An 882-nucleotide genomic window follows, 5' to 3' on the forward strand; every position below is an offset into this window, starting at 1 on the left:
GAAAGCTGTGAGGAACGCTTTTTCGCAGCGCTTGCCATGTTAAGTGCTTTTGCAATGGCTGTATCAAAGTTTTCAAACCCACCTCCATATTTTCCTTTTTCGGCTAACTCAAATAATTGATTTTCAATTGTTTCAATTTGTTGGGAAGGTGTAAGTTCGACAGGCGCATCAAAGGTTGTATTGGCAACTTCATTGCCAAGATTAATCAAAGACCGGCGGATAAAAAGATCGTAAATGACACGTCCATAATCTTCAGCGTTAATAATAGTGACTGCCTCTGTGGCTAAGCGAACAACATACTGGTATACAGTAATATCTCCAATTTTTTCTTCCATTTGGATATAGGGCTTAATTGTAATGGGGTTTGCAAAATGGCCCTTTTGAATAATTTGTAAGACAATCTCAAAGATCTTTTGATGTAGCGTTTCAAAAAAATGTTCTGCTTTGAGAAAGTCTGAAACGCGATCGAGTGCATTATTATTAATCAGGATTGCTCCAAGTAATGCCTGTTCCGCTTCAATATTATGGGGAAGTTGACGAAAAGAAGAAGCAAAATTATCTCTTGGATTTTCTGTTTTTAGCATGTTCAATGTTCTCATTGCTTTCTTTTCCCTTGTTTGGTGCCTCAAAGGTGATTTCTGTTGTGTATCCGCTTTGTTTTTCATAACGATGTGTGACGGTAGCGGCTTTCCATGGTCCATTGATTTGCCCACGAAACCCTTGAAGGATGAGAGGTTGATCCGCCATGATTTCAGGGCGTCCCTCAAGAGACAAAGAGCCACTGCCTACAGCACGACATAAGCGATCCGACTCGGAAGCAGCGGCAGATAAAGCTTCCTCTTGACATGGATAACAACTGCGAAGACGGCGTACAGGACCGCT

Annotated in this window: 1 protein-coding gene and 1 pseudogene; both read right to left on the minus strand. The window is 41.3% G+C overall.

The features are described from left to right. On the minus strand, positions 1–599 hold a 599-nt coding region (locus ACFIMQ_RS09465; protein WP_375703936.1), incomplete at its 3' end, for a DnaB-like helicase N-terminal domain-containing protein. Continuing rightward, a pseudogene (locus ACFIMQ_RS09470) lies at positions 556–882 on the minus strand (late control protein); the annotation flags it as partial. The pseudogene ACFIMQ_RS09470 and the gene ACFIMQ_RS09465, both read right to left, overlap by 44 nt.

The sequence above is a fragment of the Bartonella sp. AD13SXNS genome, from assembly GCF_042196465.1.
In the GTDB taxonomy this organism is placed as follows: Bacteria; Pseudomonadota; Alphaproteobacteria; order Rhizobiales; family Rhizobiaceae; genus Bartonella.